Genomic DNA, 20,556 nt, shown 5'->3' with positions numbered 1-20,556 from the left:
TTCAATAACCCAAAGCAAACCAACGAAGCCCGTAGGTGTGCGTGATGGAAATGTTACTACTCCCAAAAAACTGAGCCGTTGTAGTAGTTATCGATTTGAGCGAGGCCCAACTATCACAGGATCCAGCCGTACCGCTCAGGGCAGTGACCTGACCAACAGCAAAAAGAGGCGCAGTTGGGAACGCAAGCTGCAATGAAACCAACGCAAAGTCGGCTTCAGAAGCCTTTGTAGTTTCGGGAATCACTCCCCATTGAAAGATAAATCCACCAAGCCATGTCGGAAGACATAGGTAGCCATTTACAGCGGCGCTATATGCGACGCCCCAACGCAGCTTTTTGGGCGTGACGAACGTTGTGTCGTCTAGTCCCGAGTTGGTTTGGGTCTGAGTGGCGACCTTGGCAATGCCGGAAATAAGCTCTGTCGCTTGAACAATTAATGCCGCGAGGGCAGTCGAGAACTTCTTCGGAGTGATAAAGGCTGTGTCATCACTGCCGCTATTGGTTTGGGTTTGCGTGGCGACCTTGGCCCACCCAAACGCCGTTTCAGTCGCCTGAGTGACTCGGGCAACAATCGCCTGCCAAACCCGCAACGCTGTCATTGGCTTGGTGTTGTCCTGTGCTGCTTGGGCTTCAGCCTCCTCTTTTGTGGCAACATCAATGCCGTACGCAGACAGGCTGTTGGGTGTGGTACCCGCGATAACACGGCCGTACTTGTCGACGGTTACGCTTCGGAAAGTGCCGGCTGTAACACCGGTACGGCCAGCAACCATTTCAAACGCTAGGTCAGTGGTGCCCAGGACGATGGGGGCATCAGTTACCAGCTGCCAAACGCTGTCGCCGCTGACAGTCCCTTTTTCTACGCTGACTAACAGCCCCGGCGTCACCTCGCCGCTGGTGTCTGCATCCAGCGAGCGCTTCCAGGCACCCGCCGCTGGAATGACATAGATCCCGTTGTCTTTGGCTTCGGCTTGATCCTTCACCAGCACCCGTGCACCAACCGGCAGCAACACCCCGTCGACAGTCTGAATGCCGCTCAGCACGATGTTGGCGGTAGTTGCCACCAACACGGAATGCTTGAAGTCCATCTTCGCGATGGCTTCGCTGACCGAAGTGTCGACGTACTCGCGAGTCGCCAGTACCACGCTCGGGTCAATCTTCAACTCAATGTTCGCGGTGCTGCTGACAATCAGGTTGATCCGAATCACCTGTGTCCGACCGGACCCTTGGGAGAGTAACGGCTTGTAGGTCGGGGCGCAGTTGGCCACGGCCACCATGTCGCCATCCGCGTCGTACAGGGCAATCTCACGCACCCACCAACCACCTACGCTCTCCGGGATGATCTGTTCAGCAATGATCACACTGGCGTTGGTCGGGTCGACCTTCACCTGATTAAGCGGCGCACGCCGCAGCTCGTTGATTAGTTTGGTTTGGGTGCGGCTGGGGATAGGGTCGGTGCCATTGGCATCCCCCACAGCCATCTGCGCAAAGGTCCAGGCCGTGCCGAGTGCGGCGGCGTTCGCCTGTTTGGCCTCGCCGACAGCAGTGAGGATCGCGAAGAACTTGGTGTTTAGGTCAGTCATGGGTAAATGTCCATCGTGTCGATATGGTGTTCGCGGCCACTGATGCGGTACACGCCGCTGACGTCGATATCGCTCTGGGTCGGTGGGTAAACGCTGAGTTCGTCGCCTTCGTAAACGCAGGCCCCGATGTACACGGAGCCGGTGCTTTCCAGGCTGATGGCCAGGCCGGTCAGTGGCCGGGTGAGCGGTTTGGCGTCATCGATCAGCCAGGTCAGCTCCTGATACATTTCTTCGGTGATGCCGGTGTCCAGCACACCGACCTTCAACGCAAAGGTGCCGGGCACGCCTTCCGGTACGGTCTGCCACCACTCCATCACCTCGATCAGGTAGCCCAAGGGCTCGACCACGCGGCGCAGTGCGCCGATGGTGCCTTTGTGCGCGTGGATGTAGCGGGATGAACGGATGGCCGCGCGCTTGGTGGCTTCGCTCCAGTTGCTGTCCCAGCGATCGACGGAGAAAGCCCATGCCAGGTAGGGCAGAACCGTCACCGGGCAGGTGTTCGGGTTGCACAGCTGTCGCAGAGGGATCGGTACGCGCTGGATTTGCGCGAGGGCCTGCGCAGCCAGGCTCTCAAGCGATGTGGAGTTTTTCGGTAGTAGCTGCTGGGCGCCCATTACTCGGCACCCCGCGTGATGGTGACGCTGTCGCAGTAGGGCGCCTGGGCTTTGGTGGCGACGATATCGACCCAGTTTTCCAGCTCTACCTTGCGCACACCTTCGACGAACAGCGCGGCGTGCAGGGCGGATTCCGACACTTCCATTGCCAGACGCCGGCGTTGGTGGACGTAGGCCAGCAAGCGTTGTTCAGCCGCAGCCAGGATCGGTTCCGACTCGGGGCCACTGGTCAACAGGTACAGCTTGGCGTTGACCTGGTAACGGATGATCTCTGCGCCCTGCACGGTCAGGCGGTCGGCGACGGGGCGGCGGTCATCGTCGCTCAGGTACTCTTGGACAGCGGTGACCAGATCGGCAGGCGCGCCGCCGTCGCCAAGCAAGGCCTGCACGGTAACCACCGCCACGGCAGGTGATGGGCTCTCGGCGGTGGCGTCGGCAACCCGGCCGTCTGCCCCTCGGGCGTGGAATATGTAGCTCTGGCGCGGGCCGGCGGTGCTCAGGCCCTCCCAGGCCATTTGCGCCCGTTCACGCAAGCTGTCGTCGCTTTCCATAATCCGCGCGAGAGGCGGGACCGCCATGGGCTTGGCTTCCTGAACCACCAGGCGCTGGACGTTAAAGTTACCCGCCAACTGGTCCAGATCGGGGCCTTTGGCAAAGGCCAGCAGGTTCGCCATGGACGCCTCATTCACCCTCTGACGCCAGATGGTTTCGCGGTAGGCGTTCTCCTGCAGCAGCTTTGCCAGAGGTTCCGATTCCATGTCGAGGCGCGCTGCAATCTGCTCCTGTTCCTCGATCGGCCACAGGCTGATCATGTAGGCCTTGCGCTCGGCCAGGATCAATTCGAAGTCGATCTGCTCGACGATCTGCGGCGCCGGGAGCTGGCTGAGGTCAATCGCGGCAAAGGAATTCATACGCTTCCCCCCAGTTGCAGTGGCAGGCTCAGGCTAAAGGGTTCATTGGTGTCGACGACGGAGCCCTCCAGATCAAGCACGGACTGCCCTTGCAGGTTCGCGCCGAGGAACTGCACGCGACTGAGGCTGATACGGGTCTCCCAACGCATTAACGCCATGACTGAGCCCGCGTAAACGCGTAGGCGCGTAGCGTCATTGAAGGGATGGTCGACCAGCTCGGGCAGCAGGCTGCCGTATTCGCGGCGCATCACGCGCGTGCCGATGCGGGTGGTGAGAATGTCCGTGATGCTCTGGCCGATGTGGTCCAGGTCGCTGATGGTTGCGCCGGTTTCGCGGTTCATTCTGGTTTCCCCGTCTTCGCGCTGCCCACCAGCACCCCGCCGTGCAGGTGCTTGACCAGGCTGATGGTGGCCGCGACCACGTCTTCGGAGACGGTCACCAGGCCGACCACGTTCTGGTTGCCGGTTTGGTTGTAATCGCCCTGGTGATTGATGGGGCCGATGATGTTGATCCCGCCCTTGCTCACCAGGCTGGTGGTGCCGCTGTCGGGTAGGGTGGCATTCAGGTGATGGGCGACGCTGTCGTACTCGATCACCGCGCCGTCGGCATAGGTGCGACGGTGCAGGCCGGCGCGGTTACCATTTGCGGGAATGTGGTCACTGAACAGGCCGGTTACTACGATGCCGTTGGCGAGCTGCCCGGATGGGCTCAAAAGAATCACCTGTTCGCCTTCGGTGGGTGGATCCCACTCTTGATCAGCACCGGCGCGCAGGGCGAGCCAAGGCAGCCAGGTGGTGGTCAGCTTTCCGGTTTTTACCTGCACGCGCGGGGGCTCCATCTGCACGGCGGCGATTACGCCGAAGCGGATGAGGTTTTCGAGCATGCGGGAGAGGGCGGCGAAGTCGTTCATGGCGCCGATGGTGGCGCCACGCGCGTGCGAGCGCAGCTTCATCACCTTGTAGGGAGGGGAATTACAGTGTCAGGTGCGCAAGCAAACCATCACGGATCAAATCAAGGTCGGCATCTGTAAAGCCAAGCACCTCACGTTGTTCATATCGCACATCTGGAGCTCCGCGCTCTGCACGATCTTTCAAACCGAACTGGTGAACCCTGGCAATCCGGGCGATACGCCCGGTGAAACCAACGGTAATGGCGTTACTGTCACCACGAACCTTCAGGTATGACGCAGTCCGCAGTTTTTTGAACATCGCCAGCTTGCGCCGAACGCGACCTTGTTTCCCACGAAGGTTTCGCTGTTTGCGTGGCGCAAACTTGGTCCCGTCAGGGTTTTCCTGTGCCATCACGCGCTTCTGCTGACTGCGGCGCAGCTCCTGGCCAATGTTCCGAGCCAGTTTGCCGCGCTCGGCCGGTTCCAGCCGATCCAGCAGCACCGCCGCCCATGTCTCCAGTGCTTCCAGGTTATTCGCCACCAGGCACCCTCCACTCACTGGTATTGCCCTGGGCACCCGGTTTCCAGTTCGGATCTAGGTAGCCAGCCACGTACTGCGGTTCGTTCGGATGCTTCACGGTGGTTTTGCCCTGGCCATCCTCCCCCACGACAACCCGCTCTGTCAGTTGCAGGGTAATGCTGAGGTCCACCTTGTTCTTGTCCAGGATGTCGGCTTCGAACTGTATGCCGTCCTTGGCCTTGTCGAGGTTTTCCAGCAGCTCGGACTGATTCACGCTCAGCCAACCCAGGATCGGCAGGATCACGCTGTCGGGGTGTCCGGCGAACTCGGTGAGGATAATCTGCAGGTCAAAGCTGTATTCAAACGACAGGGTGTGTGCGGCGGTGCAACGGACCTTGCCGTTGTCGATGAATATCAGCAGACGGTCGGGGTTGTGCTTGAACTCGGCGACGGTGGCCAGCAGGTGGGCGCGTAGGCTTTCCGGCTTATTCATGGGTTGGCCTGCTGGTGTTTGTAGACCATGTCGACCTGCGCCGCGCAGTCAGCCCAGGCAGCTTCGGCGCGGTCTTCGTCGGTCAATAGGTCACCGTTGTTGAGGGGGCTTGTCGCCGGCAGGTGGCACGGCACCACGGCCGGACAGCCAGTCACGATAAGCGGCGGCGCCGGTGAGGGCGGGGCGCTCGCGCAGCCGGCGAGCAGCATCAGGCAAAAGCTGAGTAGCCCAGTCGCGTAGTTCGTCGTTTTCACGTTTCAGCTCCTCTATTGTTCGCTCGCGTTTGGCCAGGCTCTGGCGCAGCTGGTCCTGCTGGCCGCGCAGGGTGCTCTGTGCGTCGCGTTCCTGTTTCAGGGTATCGGCGAGGGCATTGGCGGTTTTCAGGTTGCGGTCGGCGTCGTCGCGGGCGGACTTGGCCGCATCTTGTGCCCGTTCGGTTTTGCCTTCAGCGACGTCGATGCGTGTTTCTTGGACCCAGATCAGCAGCACCAGAGCGCCGAGCAGGGCGAGGCCATATAGGGCCTGGCGCAGCGTGCTCACGCGCGGTACCAGCCGAGCTTGTTCATGTCGGCGGTATCGAGTTGTTTGATCGGGCCGCGCACGATTACGGCCCGTGCGCCGTTCATGATCTGGATGGCTTCGGCCAACAACTCCATATCGCTTTGTTCGGTCGACTCCGGTACCACCAGCAGGTCACCGTCCCTTACCCGCAGCTTTTGCAGCGCTTTGAAGTCGATCATGCCGCCACTCCTTTGCCACACTCGCAGGCGGCGTGCCGCTCGTAGGCGCGCTGGAGCTTGGTGTCGTAGAGGTTCCGCAAGTAATCTGGCCCGTTGTAGAGCCTTGCGAACTCGGCCCATTTGCGGCCCTTCAGCGCCTTGTGCAGCACCGGGTCGGTTTCGATGAAGCGGGTGAAGGCGTCGAGCTGCTGCGATTCGCCGGCAGTCATTGCCGCGACGAAGGCCTGCACGCTGGCGTAGCCGAGGCGCCTCCAATGAAAGCCCATGATCTGGAACGCTCCCCAGGAAGCCGACTCCAGTGCGGCTGTGTCGTCGATCAGGCGGGCCATGGCCAGGCGCTGGTGTTCGGAGGTACCGCCGATGTATCCGCCGGGCTTCGGGTTGACCAGGGCAGGGTTGGCGGTGGCGAGCTGGTCCGCGTGACGCTTGAGTTCGGCCGCGTCATCGCCGGCATGTCGTGCCGTGGCGAGCTGGCGGTACATGATGTGCCGTTCGAACAGGATCACCGGCTTGCCGTTGTCGAGAAAGCCCTTGCCCTTCGATTCCACTTCATTGACCGCATAGATGCTCGCCAACGGAACGTCGAGGCGTTCGGCAGCGGCCACCAGGTCATTGTTGCGCAGCAGCTGCGTGCAGTCGCCACCGGCCAGGCTGGTTTGGGTCTTTTCGCCGGCGGCGCCATCGACGACCAGGCCGACTTTCAGCTGGTAAGCGCGAACAGCCGATTCAGTGTCGTCGCCGAACACACCATCAGGGTAGAGGTTGGCACCGTGCTTGTTGAGGTTCTTTTGCAGCATCAGCACTGCTTGCGAGCGGTCGCCGTGGCGAAGGGTGGTTGTCATGCGCTGGGCCTCAACAGGGCGGCGACGTTGCCGCGTGAACGGAAAATCAGGATGCAGAGCAACACGATGGCAGCGGCCTGCCCGAGGCTGGTGGGCTGGCGCTCCAGCAGAATCTCCAGACCGCAGATGCACAACGTGGCGCCAAACAGGCTTGCCAGCAGTGAGATGCTGCGCCGGTACCGCGCATCGCCTCTGGTGTAGCAGGCCAGGCGCAGGGCACTCAGCAGATAGGCAATCGCCGCGATCAACTGCACGGCCAATTCGATGTTTGGCATGTCAGGTGCCCCCTCTGATTCGACGCCAGATGTCCCAGATGTCCGCTTTTTCCACCCACACCATCAGCTTGATGCTGATCGGGATGACCACCAGGGCACAGAGAAATGCACTGCCGCCGCTGGTGATAAACGGAATTGCCTGTAAGGCCATGGGCGCAAACAGGTAACCCACGCCGGCCGACAGGAACAGTGAGCCCAGCCGCTGCCAGACTTTGAGGTCGCGCTTGGTACTGGTAACCAGCCAGGCGCCGAGGATGGCGCCGAATAGCGCCCCGTCGTCGATAACGGGCGTTACGGTGGACAGGCCCAAACCAATGAGCAGGCCAGTCACAACGCTGGAAGTCGGATCAGCCATGGTGTGGTTTTCCTTGGATGCAGGGGGTCAGTTCCATAGCTGCACCATCTGCCGCTGGGGCGCGCTGGTTTGGGCTTCGGGCATATTGACGACAAGGCCTTGCGGCAGGATCGGGCCGTGGTCAGCCAGGCCGGGGTTGGCTTCCAGCACGGCCTCGGTGACGCCGGCAGTTCGGCCATAGAACCGCCAGCAGAGTGCGTCGACGGTGTCGTTTTGAATGGTGCGGAGGGCGACTGTCATCACTCTGCCTCAGGCTCTACAGGCGTTATCGGTGTCGCGTACTCGAAAGCACCGTCAGGTGACACGTAGGCGCCTGGGGACTGTCCTGTTTCAACCACTCTGAAAATCGCCAGGCCGAGCGGGTGCATGATTTCGCGGTTGATACGCTCATGTAGCCCAAGGCGGCTGATTTCGTTCCAGTCGATGACTTTCATATCGCTCATCAGATCAACTCCACGGTAGTGCGGCTGATACCGAGAAAATCACGGACGGCCCAGCGCAGATCGCGGCGGTAGTCGTCGATGGTTGGGGCGGTTTCTTCGGATTTGTCACTGCCGGCATTGGTCGCGCTGTAGTCGCGGTACCGCTCGCAGATTTCGGCGCCGGTTCCGGCCTCGATCGCCCGGCGGTACAGGTGGGCCTGGACCGACACGTCGTTGATTTTGGTGTCGGGTACGTCGGCCAGGGTGGCGTAGCCGGCGGCCTGTTGCTTAGCCTTCCACAACCTCAGCTCGCGGTTGAGATTGATAGCTGCGGCGATTACGGCAGTTTCCAGGCGAGCTGGGGTAACGCTGTTGTCGATGCGTAGAGTGCCGCGCAACTGCTCAAGGTCGATTGAGGGCCAGAACGGATCGGTATTGATATGGCCGCCGGTGACTGGGCCGCTGGCTACAAATGCGCTCAAAGGGAAGGGCCTCGGATGTCTGCGCGGGAAACTTCGCGCAGGATCTGCTGCCGGGTGAATTCGGGGTGTTGTGTACAGAGACGGTCCATCGCTCGCATGGCGTTGCGGTTCGCCAGCCCACGTTCGTGCGAGTTGGTCGGCATGATGGAGCCTTTCAAAATGGGGCCGGTGCAGACAGTGCGGTCGTAAGCCTCTGTTTCCGCGATGTACTGTTCAGCCGCAGCGGACAGACGCCTTTCGGATTCCGTAAGACTGAAATCACCCTGGTAGAGGTTGGCAAAGGCGGTGTTCATGACTGCTCCGATAGATCGCCGGTGGTCGGGGCTTCACGTTCAGGAGGAGCGGCCTGGCCGATCCGCCCCGAGCCGGCGGGGTGCGTGGGGACGCTCGGTTAGCTGCTGGGAGCAGCGTATTTCTTGAGGAGGCGCTCAACGCGCTCCAGATCCTTTTTGCCACCGCAGTTGCTGTGCAGGTCGATGGCTTTGCTCAGGTGAGCCTTTGCCACCACCAGAAAACCAACATCGGTTGTTGTGAGGTCTTCATTCGGGGCTTTGGCAGCGTTTTCCTTACCGATTGCCAGGTGCAGCTTGGCGCGGGCTTGGTCGGGCATGTCCTGTTCAGCGGTAATGCGTGCTGCCTGCTCCAGAATCAACAACGGGAAGCCTTCGCCCGCCTTCTGCGCTTTGAGGGCGGCTTCGGCGATTTCCTCGGCGATCAAGGTGCCGGTGGTGCGCTCGAAGCGATCCGGCATTTTCAGGCCGTGTTTAATGACGTATTCGGCGATCTGCAGCGCTCCGGGGTAGCCGCCAGCATCAATGCACCAGAGCATGATGGTGGTGAGCACCTCGTCCTGAGCACCGTTGCCGGCGTCCAACACACCCTGCACGTAGGGTTCGTACTCAGGGATCAGCAGCGCCTTGAGTTCAGCTTTGCCCTGGTTGGACTGCACCTGCTTCAGACGCGCGCGGTGCTGAGCCAGCTGGGCAAGTTGGTGCTCGTAGGCGGTTGCGCCTTCCATTGAAGTGGCCGGCGCAGTTGCAGCGGACTCAATGGCTGCGCGTTTGCGCAGCTGGTTGCGTTGGGCAGGTGTCTGGTGCATGGCGCGCCTCTTAGGCCTCGGTCGGTGCTGGGTAGTTGACGGCCGTGATGTCTTCGACGAGGGCGACCAGGCCGAAGTCTTCGATCACATAGGCTTCGTTCGAAGACTGATAGTCAGCGATTCGATCCAGCTCAGGTTCGTCTTTCAGGTGACGGCGGCGGGCGCCGTTCTGGTAGTAAATCGAAAGGTTGCTGAGGGTGGTGACCAGCACGGTGTTATCCGGGAAAAACGGGGCGTCGACGACCGGCAGGCCACCCAAGCGGGCGCGGCTGACAATCTCTTGAGCGGCATTTTCTTCCTGGTTGGAGTCGGCCCCCTTTTCCACGGCTGCCAGCAGTTTGCTGTGCATCAGGTTGCGGGAAACCAAGACGCGCAGATCCGGGCGGGTGCGATGCCATGGGTCGAGCATCTGGATCGCGTCGAACACCAGGCCGTCGAGGTTGGCGTAATCACCCTCGAATACAGTGTCTACTCCCGCAACCTTGATGATTTTGCGGGGGCCAATGGTGGCAGCGTCCAAAACGCGGTCGTCGGCGCTGAGGCGAATTTTTTGCAGCCAGCCGATGTTGACGTCTTGCAACAAAGGGTTGGCGGCACGGTTGGTGGTTGCTGCTGCGCTGGTGCCGTTGAAGCCGATCATGATGCGGTCCAGGGCCTGGCGCAGGATGATCGCGTTGCTCAGCTTGACTTGGAAGTCGGGGAACTTGGCCCAGGCATCCAGCAGGGCATAGGGGAACGCGCTGTCGAAGTTCGTTTGCTTGCAGACGTAGCTGTCTTTGCTCAGCGTGCTACGGCTCAACGGGCTGCGACGGGTGCCGCCGGAGGTATCAGTGCGGCTTGCAACCGGGCCATTTACGCCCAGCAGCAGGGCCTCGCCGGACTGCTCGTCGACGCCAATGATGTTGATCTGTTTCAGGAAACCATCGGATTCCTGCACCGCGACTTCCAGTTTTTGCTGGATGCTGGGGTCGACGCTGAATTTTTCGTGGGCACTGGCTACGCCATTGAGCAGGGCGATCTGCACGGCCAGGGCGGCGAAGGCGAAGCGTGTTTCTTTACGCATGGGGGTGTTCTCCGGTGAAAAGGCTTGTCGGTGTTTGGCCGTGGGTTCAGTAAGCAGTCAGGACGGTCCCAGGACCGCCAGTGCTTGGCGGACGCTGTTGCTGGCTGAGGTCAGCGGTTTGGCCGAGCTTGGTCTTGAGCTCTTTCAGCTCGGTATCCAGGCTGGTGAACTGCTTTTTCAGATCGACCAAGGCCTTGCTTGAAGCGTCGGCTTGCTCAGCCTGCTGGGTGGCGAGGGTTACCAGGCTTTCCAGCGCTTCACCGATGTCGGAGAAAGTGTTGGCGTCCTTGCCATCCTTGTCCTTGCTCAGTTTGATGAACTCACCGAGCTTGGCCTTGATTGCTGCAAAAGCACTCGGCTGGTCGGTGACTTCTTCGAATTCGAGTAAGGCTTCCTCGGCAGCGCTGAACAGGTTGTCTTTGTCCTGTTTGCGTCCGGCCAAGGTGCCATGTGTAGCGCTGAAGCTCAGGGCTTCGGTGCCCAGGCTGGCTGGGGTGTCAGTGATGGCGAGGCCGACCAGGTAGGCCTTGCCGCTATCTGCAAACTTGGGTTGGATCTCGACCGAGGTGTAGACCTTCTGACCGGCCTTGTTCAAGGCCAGCAATGCGTCGTTGGGTTCGAGCTGGGCGAACAACGCCAATTTCTTGATTCCGGCAATCTCGACTTCTTCAGCCTTGAGCGCCACTACGTCGCCATAAGCGCCGAACTCGCCGCCGGGCCAGTAACCCTTGATGTGTTCGCAGTTGATGCGAGCACCATAGGTGTTCTGGCTGTACTGCGAGGCCATGTCGTCAATCCAGCTCCGCTCGATGATGCGGCCATCGGTGGTCGCGCCTTCTACGGCAATGCGGGTCCACTTGGAGCGGAATTTCTGTTTGGTGCTGCTGGCCATGGGGAGTCCTCAGTGCGGTGGCGGCGAACTGCCGTTGCGATGTGGGCATGGTCGGTAGCTGCGGCCTCGCGGGCAACGAGCCGCACTTGTAGAGCAAGGCTTTACAGGGGGCGGGGCGGGTGTACCACGCGCGCGGGAGGCAGCATCTGCGCCATGAATGCTCTCGCTGAAATTCCCGTCCGTGATAACCGTCGCCAGGCCAAATTTTTGTACTGGACGGGTTGGCGCATCACCGAAATTGCCGAGTACCTGGACGAAAAAGAGAAGACCGTCCACAGCTGGAAAACCCGTGACGAATGGGACCGGGCGGATAACGTCGAGCGCATCGGCGGGGCGCTGGAGGCCCGACTGGTGCAGTTAATCCTGAAGGAAGGCAAGACCGGCGGCGACTTTAAGGAAATTGATCTGCTCCACCGGCAGTTGGAGCGCCAGGCCCGTATTCAGCGGTTCCAGGGCGGCGGCACCGAGTCTGAGCTAAACCCGAAGCTGAATGACCGCAACAGCGGGCCAAAGAAAAAACCGAGCCGCAATGAGTTCAGCGAAGAGCATATCGAGCTGCTCACCCAGGCTTTTGTCGATGGGTGCTTCGGTTATCAGCTGGATTGGTACAAAGCTGGCAATCAGCGCACCAGGGCCATCCTGAAAAGCCGGCAGATCGGCGCGACTTTCTACTTCGCTCGGGAGGCGTTGATTGATGCCCTGACCACCGGCCGTAACCAGATTTTCCTGTCGGCGTCGAAGAATCAGGCTCACATTTTCAAGTCGTATATTCAGTCCTTTGCCAGGGAAGTCGTCGGCGTTGAGCTGACTGGCGATCCCATTACGCTGGCGAACGGCGCAGAGCTGCACTTCCTGGGCACCAACGCCCGAACCGCCCAGGGCTACCACGGCAACTTCTACTTCGATGAATTCTTCTGGACGTTCAAGTTCAAGGAACTGAACAAGGTCGCCTCGGGCATGGCGATGCAGAAACAGTACCGCCGCACTTACTTCAGCACCCCGTCGAGCATGGCCCACGAGGCCTACACGTTCTGGACGGGGGAGCGCTTCAACAAGGGCAAGCCTGCCGCCAACCGTATTTCCGTGGATGTGTCCCACGATGCCCTGCAACAGGGGCGGTTGTGCGAGGACAAGGTGTGGCGGCAGATCGTCACGATTCTGGACGCCGAGCAGCGCGGCTGTGACTTGTTCGACCTTGAAGAGCTGCGCCAGGAGTACGACGCCGAGGCCTTCCAGAACCTGCTGATGTGCCAGTTTGTGGACGACGGGGCGAGTATCTTTCCGCTGGCAATGTTGCAGTCGTGCATGGTGGACAGTTGGGTCAACTGGGCCGAGGACTACAAACCATTGGCGCCGCGCCCGTTGGCTGACCGCCAAGTGTGGTTGGGCTATGACCCGGCCGAAACGGGCGACAGCTCTGGTCTGGTGGTCGTAGCTCCGCCGATGGTGCCGGGCGGTAAGTTCCGGGTGATTGAGCGCCACCAGTTCCGTGGCATGGACTTCGCGGCGCAGGCCGAATCCATCCGCATGGTGACCCAGCGATATTGGGTGACCTATATCGGCATCGACGTCACAGGTATGGGGTCGGGCGTGGCGCAGCTGGTGCGGCAGTTCTTCCCCGGACTGACAACCTTCAGCTATTCGCCAGAGGTGAAGTCGCGCTTGGTCATGAAGGCCTATGACGTGATCAACAAGGGCCGACTGGAGTTCGACGCCGGCTGGACGGACTTCGCGCAATCACTGATGGCTATCCGCAAAACCATCACCGCCAGCGGCCGGCAGTTCACCTATACGGCTGGGCGTAGCGAATCAACCGGCCATGCCGACCTGGCCTGGGCTCTTTTCCATGCACTACACCACGAACCGCTCGAAGGGCAGACGGCTGCCAATACCGGGCGGATGGAGCTTTTTTGATGAGTACAGATAATGAGGTGGCGGTTGCCACTGAGCAGGCGGTGAGTGATCACAAGTCGGTGGCATTCACGTTCGGTGAGCCGGAGTCGGTGTTGTCGGCCAGGGAGATATTCGATTCGTTGGAGTGCTGGTTTAACGGGCGCTGGTATGAGCCGCCATTGTCACTGGACGGACTTGCCCGGTCGGTTAAAGCGAGCGTTCACCTCGACTCTGGGCTGCGCTTCAAGCGTAACCAACTGACCCGAACGTTCATCCCGCACAAGCTGCTGACCCGCGAGGCGTTTGACCAATACGCTCAGGACTACCTGGCATTGGGCAATGCGTACGTGGAGGCGCGACGGTCACTGCTGGGCTCGACTGTGGCGCTAAAGCCGCCGTTGGCGAAGTACATGCGAGTGGGGAAGGACGAACGCTTTTTCCAGGTGCAGGGCTGGAAGAATGAGCATGAATTTGACCAGGGCAGCGTCTTTCACTTACGTGAGCTGGATCTGCATCAGGAAATTTACGGGTTGCCGGAGTGGCTCTGTGCTCTGCAATCGGCGCTGTTGAATCAATCGGCGACGTTGTTTCGCCGCAAGTACTACGAGAACGGCAGTCATGCGGGTTTCATCCTGTACATGACGGACGCGGCGCAGAACGAATCCGACATCGATGACTTGCGCACAGCTTTGAAAAATTCCAAGGGGCCGGGCAACTTCCGCAACCTGTTTGTGTACGCGCCGAACGGGAAGAAAGAAGGCATACAGCTGATACCGGTCAGCGAGGTTTCGGCCAAGGACGAATTCAACTCGATCAAGGACCAGACTCAGGGCGATGTGCTCGCGGCTTTGCGGGTTTATCCCCAACTGATGGGCATCGTGCCGAAAAACGCCGGGGGCTTTGGCTCCCCGAAGGAGGCAGGGGAGGTATGGGCCACCCTGGAGCTTGAGCCGATTCAGGCACGCCTGGCCCTTCTCAATGATTGGGTCGGCGAGGAAGTCGTGCGCTTCAAGGCGTTTGAACTTGGAGCGGGGGAGAAATAGTACCCCCGCGCAGTAAACGAGGCGACGAGCAGGTGCGCTAACACCCACTCGACGCTGAATCACTCGAACACGCCGAGTGCTCCAACCAAGGCCTCGCCCCACTGCGCAGGGGGTGCGAAGCCTAAGCGAATCCAATTGTCGAAACAAGGATCACTTATGAGCACACCGATAATCCCGTGGATGGGCGGCAAGCGTCGCCTGGCAGATCGTCTAATTCCGCTGTTCCCACCCCATGAATGCTACGTCGAAGTTTTTGCCGGCGGCGCCGCGCTTTACTTCATGCGGCCCCAGGCCGCGCCGGTTGAAGTCCTCAATGACATCAACGGCGACCTGGTGACTCTGTATCGTGTGGTGCAGAACCACTTGGAAGAGTTCGTGCGGCAGTTTAAGTGGGCGCTCAGTTCTCGCCAGGTGTTCGAATGGCAGAAGATGACCAGGCCGGAAACACTCACCGACATCCAGAGGGCCGCGCGGTTTTTCTACCTGCAGCACCATGCCTTCGCCGGCAAGGTCAGCGGGCAGACCTTCGGTACAGCCACCACCGGCCCTGCCATCAACCTGCTGCGGATCGAGGAGAACCTGTCTGCTGCCTGGCAACGGCTGTCGGGTACCTACGTCGAGAACCTGGGCTGGCTGGAATGCGCGGAGCGATACGACCGGCCGCATACCTTCCACTACATGGACCCGCCTTACTGGCAGACCGCAGGCTATGGCGTGGACTTTCCTTTTGAAAACTACGAGCGAATGGCCGACTTTATGCGCCGCTGCAAGGGCAAGGTGATGGTCAGCATTAACGACCACCCCGATATTCGGCGTGTGTTTGATGGATTCCACTTCGAAACGGTGGACATCCGATACAGCACCGCTAATCAGCGTCAGGGGAAAGCCGAGGTCAGCGGGGAGCTGATCATCATGAATTGGGAGCCCGATGCCTTCGGCGGGCTGTTCTAAGGAACGGGTTCAATCAAGCTGGCGTCCTTATTTCTCACGTTGCCCACGGCGGTGCTGACCTTGAACCATTCAAAGGTTTCGGACGGCTCGCCCTGGTGCAACACCATCTGCTCGGCACGTTCCTTCGGCGTTGCCGGATCCAGCCATTCGCGGGCAAGGTCGGGTGTAAGTACCACGGGCCTTCTGTCGTGGATGTCCACCATGCCACCAGCGCTATCGGCGGTAATGATCACAAAACCGTCATGCTCGGCGGGGCCTTCATCAGCGTCTGGTAGCTGGCCAATGGCTGCGCACAAGATTGGTGCTCCGTCCCGCCTGCGGATCAGATAAGGCTGTTTCTTCGGTCCGCCTTCATCCACCCACTCGAACCAGTTGTCGATAGGCGTGATCGCACGGTGTGGCCAGATCGCCCTAAAGAACGGGCCGTGTGCAACCTTTTCGACACGTGCATTGATGGGCGCGGCCCGGTCTTTCGCCCAATGCGGGCGCCACCCCCATCGCACAGGATCGGCGTGTAGCAACTCGCCCTGCAGGTGTAGTAACGCCACGTGGGTCGTTGGGGCGACGTTGTATCGCTCGATCGGCTGATCACCCACCGAGTTTGCAAGGGCATTGGGCATGCTCAGTGCCGCAACAAAGTCGTGGATTCCCCGGTACTGCGACAGTCTTCCGCACATGGCAAACCCTCTTTCCGTTTGACCTTAGACAATCGTGGTCGGCCGAGGTCTCATTTCATTGACGATGCGCCGCAGCTCGTCCGCCTCCCGCCTGCTCGCATTGGACAATGTGGTCAGGTCGGCGATTTGCTTACGCATTGCTGCTGCTTCGGCCCCACGTTCCCGCAGATACCCCGCAAACTCAGTGTTCTTCGCCTGGGTTTCGAGAAGCATTTGACTGATACCGAAAACGTCTGCCCGCGCTTTGCGTAATTGCAGATTGAGTTCCTGGATCTCGTTCTCCAGCAGACGGCAATGCTGTCGGTACATCTGCAGTGGGGTGGGGAGACCAAGCCATCCGAGGGTGTCTTCATCACTGTTCATGGGTACGAATCCAATACTGTATACGCATACAGTAAATGACGTTTGGTCATGACGCGATTTGAGGCGACGAGCTGTAGGGGGGAGGCGGAGATTGGGCCGGAAAAGTCAGCTGGGATAGATGAAAGTTTGCCCTTCCGCAGCGTGAAAAAACCCATCTCAACATAGCAATTTATAGGTGTCACGGCAAGCGTAAGGGGATGCGTGGACCAATAAAAACGGGGCTTTCAGCATGTTTGCGCCTACCGATCAGTCGCGGCCAGGACAGGCCCAGGCTCACCGCTGCCAGGCCGGGGAGTTGGCGTGCCACATGTGAGTCACTGACGTGCCACAAGTGGGGCAGTGGCGTGCTTCAGCACTCGGCGCGCGCCGTCGTCCTCCCACCTCGCCTGCGGGCTAAATGGGTCGTTATTTCTGCGCCCCTGCGGACCACTCCCGGCGGCTCAGGCTGGGCGCTTGCTTGGCGTTGTGGGGAGGTTGAAAGCCTGCGGAACCCTGCACCGAGGGGGTATTTCTTCGAAAGGTCTGGAGGCGTTGCTGTGCAGGTAGAGGGGGGGCATTTCAAAAAGAGTAATTTCAGTAACCACATTTGGGTAATGGGCTGGAGGCCACGTATTCCGTGGGGTTCGGTATTACAAAAAGGAGTAACAGAGAAGTAATTGAAAAGGTAATTTTTTGCCAACGTGTTGTTTTTAAAGGATTTTTATAAGCATGAGAATTACATTTATAAAGAGTAATCAGATTACTTCAATATTACTTAAAGATTACCTTTTGGTCGGAATACAAAACCCTTAAATTTCAATGGTTTGAGCATGAAAAACGGTCAAGATTACTTATGTTACTCTTTTTTTTGCCCCCCTCTAGATTTCGAATCTAAGACCCCTACACGTGTGATGCGCACGCGTAACGCGGTGCAATCTGAGGTCCGTGGGAATGGCGTGGGAACGCTTTCGCGCAACCTGCACTGCTGGAGCCCTTGTATTCCGGGGCCTCGGCTGAGGGATTGGGGGTGCGGGTACTTTCGAATCTCTCCTTCACCGCCACATTCGATGTAAACAAAACCCCTGGTTTCGAGAGAAACCAGGGGTTTTGTAGTTTCTGGGATTCGAAAATCTTACCTTCTATCGAATCAAGCGCTTGGCATATCCATGCGTCGCCCTATGACATCCAGCAAATCACACCCATCGCGCAGCGGGATTGAGCACAGCAAGGCAAAATCATTGAGTACAACCGCATCACTACTTATCTCACCACGTAGTGCAAGGTTCTCAAGCATCTGTGTCACGGCACGGAGTCGATAGGTCGCGGCGTCGAGGAGGATTTCAAGCGGGACGGTTGTGTCGACAAAAAGAGCAGGGGTCGCGCTGTCGTTGCTGGTGAGGGCCATGAATTGGTTCATGTGTGACTCCATTGGACAATTGTAGGAAACAACGACGTTTGAAAATTACGTCGTTCGCGCTCCGTCTTGACTGTCATCGAGTCGCCAAACCCGGTCACCATGTGGGCAACGGGGCGACTGTAGTCTCGAGCCTTTTGAAATGGGAGGGCGCTCATTCCGGATTGCTTGTAGGACGTTGCCCTAACGAGAAACGTTAGAAATGAGGGACTCTCTGTTCGGCGACAAGATGGTCGCTGGGGTAATTGATGCGAGAGGTATATTTGCAACTCGGGGTCGTGGGTGGAGCCCTACGCCAACGGAGAAAATCAAGCTCAATCAGGCAGTGTTTGGCGAAGTGAAAGTACCTCGACTGCCAAAGCTAGCACTGTGTGCAAGTGATGCACGCATCTGGCAGGCAACATAAATCGGGTGGCGGGAATGTTGGTTGAATGGAGCTTGTAAATGTAGGCATGCCTTCTGATTAAAGTAGTCCATTTCCCAAACGCTAAAAACACCCCAGTACGCGTCTTACCTCACCTGTAACGCCTTCCTATAGTCGTGCACCTCACTCACTGGGAGGTGTCACGCGATGCAGGGACCCTACGCATTTATCAATGAGCGGCCACAGCCTTACCCACTGCTCAAGCTCAGTCTTTCTCTCAATCCTCATACTCAAACAAAGTTTGACACCCTCAACCATCACATCCGTAACACCGTGGTATTGCCGGGGCAGCTAGTGATCATCGGGGATAGTCGCACGGCGTCGTGTACCGCCGAAGAAGCGCAGTTGATGCGCTCGGCGCAAAACATAAACCATGACTTGCTGGCGCATTCCTCCATTGATGGTTTTTTGATCAAAAACTACGATCAGTTGCAGGCCCTTATGTCCCATGCTTCTCTCGGCATCGGCAGTGCCAGCAATGCATGGAGCAAGCATCTGGCGCAAATCGAGCAGACCCTCATGGAAGTCGAGCAGTTGCATAAGGAGTACATGAGGAAGGGCAGCATGGGGGCGCGGGGGGAGTTTTTAATTAAACGCAGAGCGCTTTTTACACGATTGGAAACACAGCTCTCGGGGATGGCGCGTTTTGGCTCGGGTTTGAAAAACGAAACATCGATAAAAAAGATGCTGGGTATTTCCAGCAAGAGTTACTGGCACCACGGAGAAATTCGTGGGTATGAGGAGAGGGTCAAACGAGTCGCCAAGGCTTCACAGATTTTGAAGAAGGGTACCTATATTGGTATTGCACTGGATGTTGGGGCGGCGGCGCTGGAGATTACAGAGGCGTGCACCATAGAGCGGGAGCAGGAGTGCACACGAGCGCAATATGTTGAAGGGGGCAAGCTCCTGCTCGGCGCTGGTGGTGCATACGCAGGTGGTTCAACAGGTGCCACTCTCGGCATAGGCGCTTGTGCGATTGTTTTTGGCATACCTACCGCGGGGGCCGGGGCCTTGGCCTGTGCAATTGTAGGCGGCGCTGCGGGCGCCTTAGCTTTAGGTTCAGCCGGGAGTGTTATGGGCGAAGTCGGCGGTACATTTATCTATAAAACCTGGAAAGAATAAATGGCCCTTTTATATCTCGGTCTCTTCTCATCAGTTCTTATGCTACTCAGCATCCCGCTAACATTCTTCGCCATGTTCAAAAGACTCGACGCTGCGGAAAGCTATGTGGAGCACACCGACTATGTCATCGGACACAAGAAAACCCTTCGTTTCGCTCCATTCGAAGGACGGGCCTCACGCGTCGTTGCCATGGCTATCATCATTCTAATTCCCAAAGTACTGCAGTGGAGACGTTTGGTACGTGTTGAGGACGTTCAAAAAATCCCAAAGCATCTCAAGTTCTGGATGGTCTTTCCGACAACAGTTGCGCTCATATCGAGTATCGGCATGGTTATCAGCTGGCTTTTTTTAGATCCTGAATTGCTTTAGACAAGGGCGACGTTCTGTCGCCCATTCCGTCAACCGCCTCAAGCCCGCACATACACCCAAGCCCTCAACCCCGAAGCCAACCCCACCTCCACCCGCTTGTAATCCGCTACTTCATACGCATCCGCCGCCGCCAGTTCCTGCTCGGTAATCTGAAACACCATCCCCTCAACCCTGGCGTCTGCCTGCGTACTCGGCGCCACAATCGGATGATGCGTCTTGCCACTGCTCGCCAGCACGTCCGGGTCAGTGATCTCTACCCAGCTCTGCGAGTAACCCAGCATCGCATCCTGCTGGCCGGTCAGTTCGCGGCCGAAGTTGGCCAGTTGTACGGATTTGTCTTGCAGGGTTCCGTAGGAAAACAACAGCACGGGGTGTTCGGTGGAGCGGTTCATTGCAGTTCCTTAAGCGAGGAGGTCTTCGTAGAAAGCGCCGTAGGGTTTGCTCGGATGGGCGATCTGGATTTCGAGGATCCACAACCCGGCATTCGGGCAGTGTTCGAAATCCCCCAGGTCGCCGCCACGGTGGATGGCGTGGGGGAAGTCGCTGACGCGGTGGCCCTTGATGTCGAGGTTGAGGTGCCAGCCCATGGCCTGGGCTTGTGCTTCGGCGTAGCGGTAAAGCTCCAGGCCCACGACCTGGTCGTTTTTCCAGCGGGCTTGTACGCGGTCGAACAGCGCTTTGGCGGCGCTGGCGCAGGCGAGCATGTCTGGGTCGTTGCCGATGGCGAAGGTGGCGCCGGCATCGCCTTCGTGGCCTTGCCAGACGGCGCCCATGTCGATGAAGAAGATGTCGTTGTCGCCCAGCACCGGGTCGCCGTCGGAGCGTTGTTTGAAGGTCTTGAGGGTGTTGGCGCCAAAGCGCACCAGCAGTGGGTGCCAGATGCGCTGCATGTCGAGGTCGGTAAGGACTTGCTTGCCCAGGTCGCGGGCTTCGGATTCGCGCATGCCGGGGCGGACACGTTGGGCGAGTTGTTCGATGGCTTGCCAGGTCATGGCCTGGGCGTAGCGCATGGAGTCGATGCTGTAGGCGGCGCCCACGGCTTCTTTGGGTTGTGCGGACACCGGCTTTTCCTCGGCTTGAAGTGGGTTTATCGCTATTCCTTTTACTATACAGCGGTGTAATGGCAAAGGGCTTATGGAAACGCT

29 protein-coding genes and 1 pseudogene are annotated in these 20,556 nt (G+C 58.9%); 5 read left to right on the top strand and 25 right to left on the bottom strand.

Annotated elements, in window-relative coordinates:
- Position 1 precedes the first annotated feature (1 nt).
- From OZ428_RS25480 to OZ428_RS25385, 20 genes and pseudogenes are all read right to left on the bottom strand, one after another.
- A complete protein-coding gene (locus OZ428_RS25480) occupies positions 2-1,579 on the bottom strand; it encodes a phage tail protein (RefSeq protein WP_269131714.1) in 1,578 nt (525 codons plus the stop codon).
- Entirely contained in the window at positions 1,576-2,193 is a 618-nt protein-coding gene (locus tag OZ428_RS25475) for a phage tail protein I (protein WP_269131713.1), read from the bottom strand. Before OZ428_RS25475 ends, OZ428_RS25480 begins: the two co-directional genes overlap by 4 nt.
- Entirely contained in the window at positions 2,193-3,104 is a 912-nt protein-coding gene (locus OZ428_RS25470) for a baseplate J/gp47 family protein (RefSeq protein ID WP_269131712.1), read from the bottom strand. Before OZ428_RS25470 ends, OZ428_RS25475 begins: the two co-directional genes overlap by 1 nt.
- The gene (locus OZ428_RS25465) at positions 3,101-3,445 is read right to left on the bottom strand and encodes a GPW/gp25 family protein (RefSeq protein WP_154845354.1); all 345 of its coding nucleotides are present in this window, start codon (positions 3,443-3,445) and stop codon (positions 3,101-3,103) included. Before OZ428_RS25465 ends, OZ428_RS25470 begins: the two co-directional genes overlap by 4 nt.
- On the bottom strand, positions 3,442-4,014 hold the full coding sequence (locus OZ428_RS25460) for a phage baseplate assembly protein V (RefSeq protein WP_269134222.1): 573 nt from the start codon (positions 4,012-4,014) through the stop codon (positions 3,442-3,444). Before OZ428_RS25460 ends, OZ428_RS25465 begins: the two co-directional genes overlap by 4 nt.
- Positions 4,015-4,075: 61 nt before the next feature.
- A complete protein-coding gene (locus OZ428_RS25455; RefSeq protein WP_269131711.1) occupies positions 4,076-4,534 on the bottom strand; it encodes a phage virion morphogenesis protein in 459 nt (152 codons plus the stop codon).
- Positions 4,524-5,006 carry a phage tail protein gene (locus OZ428_RS25450; protein WP_269131710.1) on the bottom strand — a complete coding sequence of 161 codons (483 nt, stop codon included), beginning with the start codon at positions 5,004-5,006 and terminating at the stop codon, positions 4,524-4,526. The genes OZ428_RS25455 and OZ428_RS25450 overlap by 11 nt, the downstream gene beginning before the upstream one ends.
- Positions 5,003-5,215 (bottom strand): Rz1-like lysis system protein LysC, encoded by a 213-nt coding sequence (gene lysC, locus OZ428_RS25445; protein ID WP_240040482.1) that lies wholly within the window; start codon positions 5,213-5,215, stop codon positions 5,003-5,005. The genes OZ428_RS25450 and lysC overlap by 4 nt, the downstream gene beginning before the upstream one ends.
- Positions 5,181-5,495 (bottom strand): annotated as a pseudogene (locus tag OZ428_RS25440) (Rz-like lysis system protein LysB); the annotation flags it as partial. The gene lysC and the pseudogene OZ428_RS25440, both read right to left, overlap by 35 nt.
- Positions 5,496-5,542: 47 nt before the next feature.
- Entirely contained in the window at positions 5,543-5,746 is a 204-nt protein-coding gene (locus tag OZ428_RS25435) for a hypothetical protein (RefSeq protein WP_269131709.1), read from the bottom strand.
- Positions 5,743-6,588: an N-acetylmuramidase family protein gene (locus OZ428_RS25430; RefSeq protein ID WP_269131708.1), complete on the bottom strand. Its 846-nt coding sequence runs from the start codon at positions 6,586-6,588 to the stop codon at positions 5,743-5,745. Before OZ428_RS25430 ends, OZ428_RS25435 begins: the two co-directional genes overlap by 4 nt.
- Positions 6,585-6,863: a phage holin family protein gene (locus OZ428_RS25425; RefSeq protein ID WP_046035110.1), complete on the bottom strand. Its 279-nt coding sequence runs from the start codon at positions 6,861-6,863 to the stop codon at positions 6,585-6,587. The genes OZ428_RS25430 and OZ428_RS25425 overlap by 4 nt, the downstream gene beginning before the upstream one ends.
- Position 6,864: 1 nt before the next feature.
- Positions 6,865-7,218, bottom strand: a complete 354-nt coding sequence (locus OZ428_RS25420) for a putative holin (protein ID WP_122748500.1) — start codon at positions 7,216-7,218, stop codon at positions 6,865-6,867.
- Positions 7,219-7,245: 27 nt separating this feature from the next.
- The gene (locus tag OZ428_RS25415; protein WP_269131707.1) at positions 7,246-7,458 is read right to left on the bottom strand and encodes a tail protein X; all 213 of its coding nucleotides are present in this window, start codon (positions 7,456-7,458) and stop codon (positions 7,246-7,248) included.
- Entirely contained in the window at positions 7,458-7,661 is a 204-nt protein-coding gene (locus tag OZ428_RS25410; RefSeq protein ID WP_269131706.1) for a DUF7415 domain-containing protein, read from the bottom strand. Before OZ428_RS25410 ends, OZ428_RS25415 begins: the two co-directional genes overlap by 1 nt.
- Positions 7,661-8,122, bottom strand: a complete 462-nt coding sequence (locus OZ428_RS25405; protein ID WP_269131705.1) for a head completion/stabilization protein — start codon at positions 8,120-8,122, stop codon at positions 7,661-7,663. The genes OZ428_RS25410 and OZ428_RS25405 overlap by 1 nt, the downstream gene beginning before the upstream one ends.
- Entirely contained in the window at positions 8,119-8,415 is a 297-nt protein-coding gene (locus tag OZ428_RS25400) for a hypothetical protein (RefSeq protein WP_269131704.1), read from the bottom strand. The genes OZ428_RS25405 and OZ428_RS25400 overlap by 4 nt, the downstream gene beginning before the upstream one ends.
- 98 nt (positions 8,416-8,513) lie before the next feature.
- Positions 8,514-9,221: a phage terminase small subunit gene (gpM, locus tag OZ428_RS25395; RefSeq protein ID WP_269131702.1), complete on the bottom strand. Its 708-nt coding sequence runs from the start codon at positions 9,219-9,221 to the stop codon at positions 8,514-8,516.
- Between the two features lie 10 nt (positions 9,222-9,231).
- The gene (locus OZ428_RS25390; RefSeq protein WP_269131700.1) at positions 9,232-10,284 is read right to left on the bottom strand and encodes a phage major capsid protein, P2 family; all 1,053 of its coding nucleotides are present in this window, start codon (positions 10,282-10,284) and stop codon (positions 9,232-9,234) included.
- A 46-nt stretch (positions 10,285-10,330) separates the two neighbouring features.
- Entirely contained in the window at positions 10,331-11,176 is an 846-nt protein-coding gene (locus OZ428_RS25385) for a GPO family capsid scaffolding protein (RefSeq protein ID WP_269131699.1), read from the bottom strand.
- Between the two features lie 153 nt (positions 11,177-11,329).
- On the opposite strand from OZ428_RS25385, the gene OZ428_RS25380 reads away from it, so the two are divergent.
- From OZ428_RS25380 to OZ428_RS25370, 3 genes are all read left to right on the top strand, one after another.
- Positions 11,330-13,090, top strand: a complete 1,761-nt coding sequence (locus OZ428_RS25380) for a terminase ATPase subunit family protein (protein ID WP_269131698.1) — start codon at positions 11,330-11,332, stop codon at positions 13,088-13,090.
- Complete coding sequence (locus OZ428_RS25375; RefSeq protein ID WP_269131697.1) at positions 13,090-14,112, top strand: phage portal protein; 1,023 nt, start codon at positions 13,090-13,092, stop codon at positions 14,110-14,112. Before OZ428_RS25380 ends, OZ428_RS25375 begins: the two co-directional genes overlap by 1 nt.
- A 156-nt stretch (positions 14,113-14,268) precedes the next feature.
- Positions 14,269-15,063, top strand: coding sequence for a DNA adenine methylase (locus tag OZ428_RS25370; protein ID WP_269131696.1), 795 nt, complete (start codon positions 14,269-14,271; stop codon positions 15,061-15,063).
- Here OZ428_RS25370 and OZ428_RS25365 read toward each other — a convergent pair.
- The 3 genes from OZ428_RS25365 to OZ428_RS25355 form a co-directional block, all read right to left on the bottom strand.
- On the bottom strand, positions 15,060-15,740 hold the full coding sequence (locus tag OZ428_RS25365; RefSeq protein WP_269131695.1) for an SOS response-associated peptidase family protein: 681 nt from the start codon (positions 15,738-15,740) through the stop codon (positions 15,060-15,062). The two genes, OZ428_RS25370 and OZ428_RS25365, sit on opposite strands and share 4 nt — an antisense overlap.
- 24 nt (positions 15,741-15,764) lie before the next feature.
- Positions 15,765-16,103 (bottom strand): hypothetical protein, encoded by a 339-nt coding sequence (locus tag OZ428_RS25360; RefSeq protein WP_269131694.1) that lies wholly within the window; start codon positions 16,101-16,103, stop codon positions 15,765-15,767.
- 1,126 nt (positions 16,104-17,229) lie between these two features.
- The gene (locus OZ428_RS25355; RefSeq protein WP_269131693.1) at positions 17,230-17,499 is read right to left on the bottom strand and encodes a short-chain dehydrogenase; all 270 of its coding nucleotides are present in this window, start codon (positions 17,497-17,499) and stop codon (positions 17,230-17,232) included.
- A 568-nt stretch (positions 17,500-18,067) separates the two neighbouring features.
- Here OZ428_RS25355 and OZ428_RS25350 point away from each other — a divergent pair.
- Together OZ428_RS25350 and OZ428_RS25345 are read left to right on the top strand one after the other, a co-directional pair.
- Entirely contained in the window at positions 18,068-19,042 is a 975-nt protein-coding gene (locus OZ428_RS25350; RefSeq protein ID WP_269131692.1) for a hypothetical protein, read from the top strand.
- Entirely contained in the window at positions 19,043-19,411 is a 369-nt protein-coding gene (locus tag OZ428_RS25345) for a hypothetical protein (RefSeq protein ID WP_269131691.1), read from the top strand.
- A gap of 38 nt (positions 19,412-19,449) precedes the next feature.
- Here OZ428_RS25345 and OZ428_RS25340 read toward each other — a convergent pair whose 3' ends face one another.
- Positions 19,450-19,803 (bottom strand): gamma-glutamylcyclotransferase family protein, encoded by a 354-nt coding sequence (locus OZ428_RS25340; protein WP_269131690.1) that lies wholly within the window; start codon positions 19,801-19,803, stop codon positions 19,450-19,452.
- Between the two features lie 9 nt (positions 19,804-19,812).
- The gene (locus tag OZ428_RS25335; RefSeq protein ID WP_269131689.1) at positions 19,813-20,472 is read right to left on the bottom strand and encodes a M24 family metallopeptidase; all 660 of its coding nucleotides are present in this window, start codon (positions 20,470-20,472) and stop codon (positions 19,813-19,815) included.
- Positions 20,473-20,556: the final 84 nt, after the last annotated feature.

This window comes from Pseudomonas sp. GXZC (assembly GCF_026967615.1).
In the GTDB taxonomy this organism is placed as follows: Bacteria; Pseudomonadota; Gammaproteobacteria; order Pseudomonadales; family Pseudomonadaceae; genus Aquipseudomonas; species Aquipseudomonas azotoformans_A.
This window is presented reverse-complemented; position numbering and strand designations above follow the sequence as displayed.

What these genes read in the sequence shown, in the direction of transcription:
- OZ428_RS25425 (WP_046035110.1), bottom strand. Translation starts at nt 6,863, where the DNA reads ATGCCAAACATCGAATTGGCCGTGCAGTTGATCGCGGCGATTGCCTAT.
- OZ428_RS25365 (WP_269131695.1), bottom strand. Translation starts at nt 15,740, where the DNA reads ATGTGCGGAAGACTGTCGCAGTACCGGGGAATCCACGACTTTGTTGCG.
- lysC (WP_240040482.1), bottom strand. Translation starts at nt 5,215, where the DNA reads ATGCTGCTCGCCGGCTGCGCGAGCGCCCCGCCCTCACCGGCGCCGCCG.
- OZ428_RS25360 (WP_269131694.1), bottom strand. Translation starts at nt 16,103, where the DNA reads ATGAACAGTGATGAAGACACCCTCGGATGGCTTGGTCTCCCCACCCCA.
- OZ428_RS25435 (WP_269131709.1), bottom strand. Translation starts at nt 5,746, where the DNA reads ATGATCGACTTCAAAGCGCTGCAAAAGCTGCGGGTAAGGGACGGTGAC.
- OZ428_RS25480 (WP_269131714.1), bottom strand. Translation starts at nt 1,579, where the DNA reads ATGACTGACCTAAACACCAAGTTCTTCGCGATCCTCACTGCTGTCGGC.
- OZ428_RS25400 (WP_269131704.1), bottom strand. Translation starts at nt 8,415, where the DNA reads ATGAACACCGCCTTTGCCAACCTCTACCAGGGTGATTTCAGTCTTACG.
- OZ428_RS25410 (WP_269131706.1), bottom strand. Translation starts at nt 7,661, where the DNA reads ATGAGCGATATGAAAGTCATCGACTGGAACGAAATCAGCCGCCTTGGG.
- OZ428_RS25345 (WP_269131691.1), top strand. Translation starts at nt 19,043, where the DNA reads ATGGCCCTTTTATATCTCGGTCTCTTCTCATCAGTTCTTATGCTACTC.
- OZ428_RS25375 (WP_269131697.1), top strand. Translation starts at nt 13,090, where the DNA reads ATGAGTACAGATAATGAGGTGGCGGTTGCCACTGAGCAGGCGGTGAGT.
- OZ428_RS25385 (WP_269131699.1), bottom strand. Translation starts at nt 11,176, where the DNA reads ATGGCCAGCAGCACCAAACAGAAATTCCGCTCCAAGTGGACCCGCATT.
- OZ428_RS25475 (WP_269131713.1), bottom strand. Translation starts at nt 2,193, where the DNA reads ATGGGCGCCCAGCAGCTACTACCGAAAAACTCCACATCGCTTGAGAGC.
- gpM (WP_269131702.1), bottom strand. Translation starts at nt 9,221, where the DNA reads ATGCACCAGACACCTGCCCAACGCAACCAGCTGCGCAAACGCGCAGCC.
- OZ428_RS25350 (WP_269131692.1), top strand. Translation starts at nt 18,068, where the DNA reads ATGCAGGGACCCTACGCATTTATCAATGAGCGGCCACAGCCTTACCCA.
- OZ428_RS25355 (WP_269131693.1), bottom strand. Translation starts at nt 17,499, where the DNA reads ATGAACCAATTCATGGCCCTCACCAGCAACGACAGCGCGACCCCTGCT.
- OZ428_RS25415 (WP_269131707.1), bottom strand. Translation starts at nt 7,458, where the DNA reads ATGACAGTCGCCCTCCGCACCATTCAAAACGACACCGTCGACGCACTC.
- OZ428_RS25370 (WP_269131696.1), top strand. Translation starts at nt 14,269, where the DNA reads ATGAGCACACCGATAATCCCGTGGATGGGCGGCAAGCGTCGCCTGGCA.
- OZ428_RS25470 (WP_269131712.1), bottom strand. Translation starts at nt 3,104, where the DNA reads ATGAATTCCTTTGCCGCGATTGACCTCAGCCAGCTCCCGGCGCCGCAG.
- OZ428_RS25460 (WP_269134222.1), bottom strand. Translation starts at nt 4,014, where the DNA reads ATGAACGACTTCGCCGCCCTCTCCCGCATGCTCGAAAACCTCATCCGC.
- OZ428_RS25465 (WP_154845354.1), bottom strand. Translation starts at nt 3,445, where the DNA reads ATGAACCGCGAAACCGGCGCAACCATCAGCGACCTGGACCACATCGGC.
- OZ428_RS25450 (WP_269131710.1), bottom strand. Translation starts at nt 5,006, where the DNA reads ATGAATAAGCCGGAAAGCCTACGCGCCCACCTGCTGGCCACCGTCGCC.
- OZ428_RS25420 (WP_122748500.1), bottom strand. Translation starts at nt 7,218, where the DNA reads ATGGCTGATCCGACTTCCAGCGTTGTGACTGGCCTGCTCATTGGTTTG.
- OZ428_RS25430 (WP_269131708.1), bottom strand. Translation starts at nt 6,588, where the DNA reads ATGACAACCACCCTTCGCCACGGCGACCGCTCGCAAGCAGTGCTGATG.
- OZ428_RS25390 (WP_269131700.1), bottom strand. Translation starts at nt 10,284, where the DNA reads ATGCGTAAAGAAACACGCTTCGCCTTCGCCGCCCTGGCCGTGCAGATC.
- OZ428_RS25380 (WP_269131698.1), top strand. Translation starts at nt 11,330, where the DNA reads ATGAATGCTCTCGCTGAAATTCCCGTCCGTGATAACCGTCGCCAGGCC.
- OZ428_RS25340 (WP_269131690.1), bottom strand. Translation starts at nt 19,803, where the DNA reads ATGAACCGCTCCACCGAACACCCCGTGCTGTTGTTTTCCTACGGAACC.